The sequence below is a fragment of the Krasilnikovia cinnamomea genome (assembly GCF_004217545.1).
In the GTDB taxonomy this organism is placed as follows: domain Bacteria; phylum Actinomycetota; class Actinomycetes; order Mycobacteriales; family Micromonosporaceae; genus Actinoplanes; species Actinoplanes cinnamomeus.
This window is the reverse complement of sequence record NZ_SHKY01000001.1, coordinates 6,773,251-6,778,207: the sequence shown is the minus strand read 5'-3', so window position 1 is coordinate 6,778,207 and position 4,957 is coordinate 6,773,251. Positions and strand designations below refer to the sequence as shown.

Here is a 4,957-nt window from a genome sequence, read left to right as displayed (position 1 = left end):
GCTCAGCCCGTCACCAGCTCGCGGCGGTCAGCAGATCGCCGTACTCGTGTTCGCGGGCGACCTGGCGCAGGTCGGATTCGACCATCATCCGCATCAGGTCACCGAACGCGACGGTCGGTTTCCAGTTCAGCGCGGCGCTGGCGCGGCTGATGTCCGCGCACAGGATCTCCACCTCCGCCGGTCGCACCAGCTCCGGGTCGATGACCACGTGGTCGTTCCAGTCGAGGCCGACATGGTCGAACGCGATCTGCACCGCGTCGCGCACGGTGTGCATCTGCCCCGTGCCGATGACCCAGTCGCCGGGGTCCTCCTGCTGCAGCATGGCGTGCATGGCGCGTACGTAGTCGCCCGCGAAGCCCCAGTCCCGTACGGCGTCGAGGTTGCCGAGGCTGAGCTTGTCCTGCAGGCCGAGCTTGATCCGCGCGACCGCCAGGGAGATCTTGCGGGTGACGAACTCGGCTCCGCGCCGGGGCGACTCGTGGTTGAACAGCATCCCGGAGACCGCGTACATGCCGAAGGACTCGCGGTAGTTGCGGGTGATGAAGTGGCCGTACACCTTGGCGACGCCGTAGGGGCTGCGCGGGTGGAAGCCGGTGGTCTCCGACTGCGGCGTCTCGATGGCCTTGCCGAACATCTCGGAGGAGGACGCCTGGTAGAACCGGATCTGCGAGCCGCGGTCGCGGTGCGGCGCGGTCAGCCCGCTGACCATGCGGATGGCCTCCAGCATGCGCAGCACACCCATGCCGTTGACCTCGGTGACCAGTTCCGGCTGTTCCCACGACATCGGGACGAACGAGATGGCGCCCAGGTTGTAGACCTCGTGCGGCTGCACCTTGTCCACGGCGGACACGAGGCTGGCCTGGTCCATCAGGTCGCCGTTGATGAAGTTGAGGTCGGCGGCCAGCCGGCTGATCCGGGACTTGCGCGGGTTGGCCTGGCCGCGCACCAGCCCCCACACCTCGTACCCGAGCGACAGCAGGTACTCGCCGAGGTAGGAACCGTCCTGGCCGGTGATTCCGGTGATCAGCGCGCGTTTGGGCATCGGGTCCGTCTCCCTGCTGACTCGCTTGTTGGAGTAGCTCTCCGCGAGGCCGGGCCGTCCCGCCGCCGCGCTTCGAGGGGACAGTAGGTCACCAGCCACTAGGGAATCCTCAGAAGTTGCGATGCCGGTTCCTAGTGATCTACGTGCTGCGTCCGGGGTCTACTCCGGGGGTAGTTCGACGCCGACGCGAGGCCCCCGGAGTGTCGCCTGTGCTGACCGGTTTTCTGCGCGCGTACCTGGGGCCGTACCGGTCGAAGATCGCGCTGATCGCGGTGCTGCAGCTCGTCCAGACCGCCTGCGTCCTGCTGCTGCCCACACTGAACGCGTTGGTCGTCGACCGCGGGGTGCTGCATGGCGCGCTGGACTACATCGTGGGGATCGGGCTCGGCATGGCGGCGGTCACCGGCGTCCAGGTGGGCGTGACGATCGCCGCCGGGCGGATCGGGGCGGCCGTCGCCGCCGGGCTGGGCCGCGACGTACGTTCCGCGGTGTTCCGCGCGGTCCTGCGCCTCTCGGCGCGGGAGGTGAACCAGTTCGGGACGCCGTCGCTGATCACACGTACGGTCAACGATGTCGCCCAGGCCCAGACGCTGGCCCTGAATCTGTTCGACGTCGCGCTGTCGGCGACGGTCCTGTCGCTGGGCGGCCTGGTGCTGGCGCTCACCCAGGACATGTGGCTCGGTCTGCTGCTGGTCCTGGCGTTCCTGGCGATCTGCGGGTGCATCGCGGTCATGCTGGTGACGATGTCCGGCGTGTACGACCGGTTGCAGCACGGCCTGGATCTGGTCGGCCGGATCCTGCGCGAGCAGATCCTCGGGGTGCGCGTGGTGCGGGCCTTCGGTCAGCAGCAGCGCGAACGGGACCGATTCGCCGCGGCCAACCTGCGGGTGTTCGAGCCGTCGCTGCGGGTGGGCCGGTTGCTGACGTCGTTCGCCGCGCTGGTGACGCTGGTGACCAACGTGGGCATGGCCGCCCTGATCTGGTTCGGTGGGCGGCGGGTGGACGCGGGCACGCTGCGGCTGGGCACGCTCACCGCCCTGGTGGGTTACCTGTCGCTGATCGTGCTGGCGATGGTGATGACCCTCGTGGTGCTCACCAGCCTGTCCCGGGCGGTCGCCTCGGTGCGCCGCATCACCGAGGTCCTGCACACCGAGCCCACCGTACGGGAGCCCGCCGGTCCCGTGCCGCCGGTGGGCCGCGGCGGGCGGCTGGAGCTGCGCGACGTCGCGTACGCCCACCCGGGCTGTGCCCGCCCGGTGCTGCACGGGGTGAGTCTGGTCGCCGATCCCGGCCAGACCGTCGCGATCGTCGGCGGCACCGGCAGCGGCAAGTCGACGCTGCTGCACCTGGTGCTGCGGCAGTTCGACGTGACCGCCGGGGCGGTGCTGCTGGACGGCACCGACGTCCGGCACCTGGGCGCGGAGCACCTGGGCCGGTTGGTCGCGGTGGTGCCGCAGACCCCCCGCCTGTTCTCCGGGACGCTGCGCGACAACCTGCGGTTCGGCGATCCCGACGCGGACGACGCACGGCTGTGGCACGCGCTGGCGGTGGCGCAGGTCGACGACGTGGTGCGACGGTTGCCGGACGGGCTGGACGGCGTGCTGGCGCGCGGCGCGCTGGACCTGTCCGGCGGGCAACGGCAGCGCCTCGCGATCGCCCGGGCCCTGCTGCGCCGCCCGCGGCTGCTGCTGCTCGACGACTGCTTCTCGGCGCTGGACGCGGGCACCGAGGCCCGCCTGCGCGCGGCGCTGCGCGCCGAGCTGACCGGCACGACGGTGCTGCTGACCAGCCAGCGGGTCGGCGCGCTGGCGGCGGCGGACCGGATCGCCGTGCTCGACGGCGGCCGGATCGTCGGTGCGGGCACCCACGCGGACCTGCTGCGGGACAACGACGTGTACCGCGAGTTCGTCCGGGCCCATCCGCCCGGTGAGCGGATCGCGTCCCGGCCCGGTGGGGAGATCGTGGATGCGCGGCCCGGCCGCCGGTGAGCGCGGGCGGTTGACCCGCCGGCTGCTGCGCCTGTGCCGTCCACGCCGGGCCGCCCTGTCGGTCGCCGTCCTGTTCGGACTGTGCTCGACCGTCGCCGGTCTGCTCGGCCCGTACCTGCTGGGCCGGGCCACCGACCTGATCGCCGCCGGCCTGGTCAGCCGCACCCTGGCGCCGGGAACCAGCCGGGAGCAGGCGCTCGCCGGGCTGCGCGAGCGGGGCGACGGGTTGGCCGCCACGCTCGACCCGGCCGATCTGGTGCCCGGCGAGGGCGTCGATTTCACCCGGCTGGCCATGCTGCTGGCGCTGAGCCTGGGCGTCTTCCTCGCCGGTGCCGTGTTCCTGTGGCTGCAGGGCCGGGTGCTGTCGCGCGCCGTGCAGGAGACCGTCCACGACCTGCGCGAGCGGGTGCAGCGCAAGCTGTCGCGGCTGCCGCTGGCCTACCTGGACCGCACGCCGCCCGGTGAGGTGCTCAGCCGCGTCACCAGCGACGTCGACAATCTGCAGCAGACGCTGCAACTGTCCGTCGGGCACAGCGTGAACATGCTGCTCTCCGTGGTCGGCGCCCTGATCGTGATGCTGCTGCTCTCGCCGCTGCTGGCGGTGCTGGTGCTGCTGGCCGTGCCCGCCTGCGTCGCGGTGATCGTCGTGGTCGGCCGCCGGGCGGTGCCCCGCTTCGCCTGGCAGTGGGCCGCCACGGGAACGGTCACCGCCCGGGTCGAGGAGATGTACACCGGGCACACGGTGGTGCGCGCGTTCGGCCGCCAGCCGGAGGTGATCCGCGAGTTCGAGGCGCACAACCGGGCGCTGGCCGACGCCGAGCGGCGGGCCCAGGCGCTGACCAGCACGATCGAGCCCACCGCCCGCTTCGTCACCGACCTCACGTACGTGCTGGTGGCGGTGTTCGGCGCGGCCCGGATGCTGTCCGGGGCGCTGTCGTTGGGCCAGGTGCTGGCCTTCACCCAGTACGCGGGCATGTTCACCCGGCCCCTGACGGTGCTGGCGAGCGTCGCCGGTCAGCTCCAGTCCGGCCTGGCCAGCGCCGAGCGGATCTTCGAGCTGCTCGATGCCGAGGAGCAGCGGGCGGAGGTGGCCGCGCCGGCATTCCCCGCGCGGGTGCGCGGCCGGATCCGCTTCGACCGGGTGTCTTTCCGGTACGCCGACGACGTCCCGCTGATCGACCGGCTGTCGCTGACCGTGGAGCCGGGGCAGCTGGTCGCCATCGTGGGTCCCACCGGCGCGGGCAAGACCACGCTGGGCAATCTGCTGCTGCGCTTCTACGAGGTGAACCAGGGCCGGATCCTGGTGGACGGCGTCGACATCGCGTCGATGACCCGTGACGACCTGCGTGCCCTGATCGGAATCGTGCCGCAGGAGCCGTGGCTGTTCCACGGCAGCGTCGCGGAGAACATCGCGTACGGGTCGCCGCGCGCGACCCGCGAGCAGATCCTGACCGCCGCCCGGGTGACCGGCGTCGACCGTTTCGTGCGCGGCCTGCCGGACGGCTACGACACGGTGCTGGACGACGAGGTGGCCCCGCTCAGCGCCGGGGAGAAGCAGCTGGTCACCCTGGCGCGGGCGGCCCTGCGGCCCTCCGCCGTCCTCGTCCTGGACGAGGCGACCAGCTCGGTCGACGCCCGCACCGAGGGGCTGGTTCAGCAGGCGATGAGCGCGCTGCGCGCGGACCGGACGAGTTTCGTGATCGCGCACCGGCTGTCCACCGTCCGCGACGCCGACGTCATTCTCGTGATGGACCGGGGTGCGGTGGTCGAGTCCGGCACGCACCAGCAGCTGCTGGCCCACGGCGGCCGGTACGCCGACCTTTATCGGAGTTCCCTGCACGCCGGCCGGGAGTAGCCTGTGTGGTAACGGTGCGGTAACCCGTGGAATCTCTAATGTTTTCCCAGTTTTGCCTCTGCTAGTGAACCC

General features: G+C 71.6%; 3 protein-coding genes. 2 read left to right on the top strand and 1 reads right to left on the bottom strand.

Annotated elements, in window-relative coordinates; genetic code table 11:
- Nucleotides 1–10 precede the first annotated feature (10 nt).
- Nucleotides 11–1,042 (bottom strand): GDP-mannose 4,6-dehydratase, encoded by a 1,032-nt coding sequence (locus EV385_RS30385; protein ID WP_130512568.1) that lies wholly within the window; start codon nucleotides 1,040–1,042, stop codon nucleotides 11–13.
- A gap of 209 nt (nucleotides 1,043–1,251) precedes the next feature.
- On the opposite strand from EV385_RS30385, the gene EV385_RS30380 reads away from it, so the two are divergent.
- Complete coding sequence (locus EV385_RS30380) at nucleotides 1,252–3,030, top strand: ABC transporter ATP-binding protein (protein ID WP_130512567.1); 1,779 nt, start codon at nucleotides 1,252–1,254, stop codon at nucleotides 3,028–3,030.
- Nucleotides 3,008–4,885, top strand: a complete 1,878-nt coding sequence (locus tag EV385_RS30375) for an ABC transporter ATP-binding protein (RefSeq protein WP_130512566.1) — start codon at nucleotides 3,008–3,010, stop codon at nucleotides 4,883–4,885. Before EV385_RS30380 ends, EV385_RS30375 begins: the two co-directional genes overlap by 23 nt.
- The last annotated feature ends 72 nt before the right edge of the window (nucleotides 4,886–4,957 follow it).

What these genes read in the sequence shown, in the direction of transcription:
- EV385_RS30385 (WP_130512568.1), bottom strand. Translation starts at nt 1,042, where the DNA reads ATGCCCAAACGCGCGCTGATCACCGGAATCACCGGCCAGGACGGTTCC.
- EV385_RS30375 (WP_130512566.1), top strand. Translation starts at nt 3,008, where the DNA reads ATGCGCGGCCCGGCCGCCGGTGAGCGCGGGCGGTTGACCCGCCGGCTG.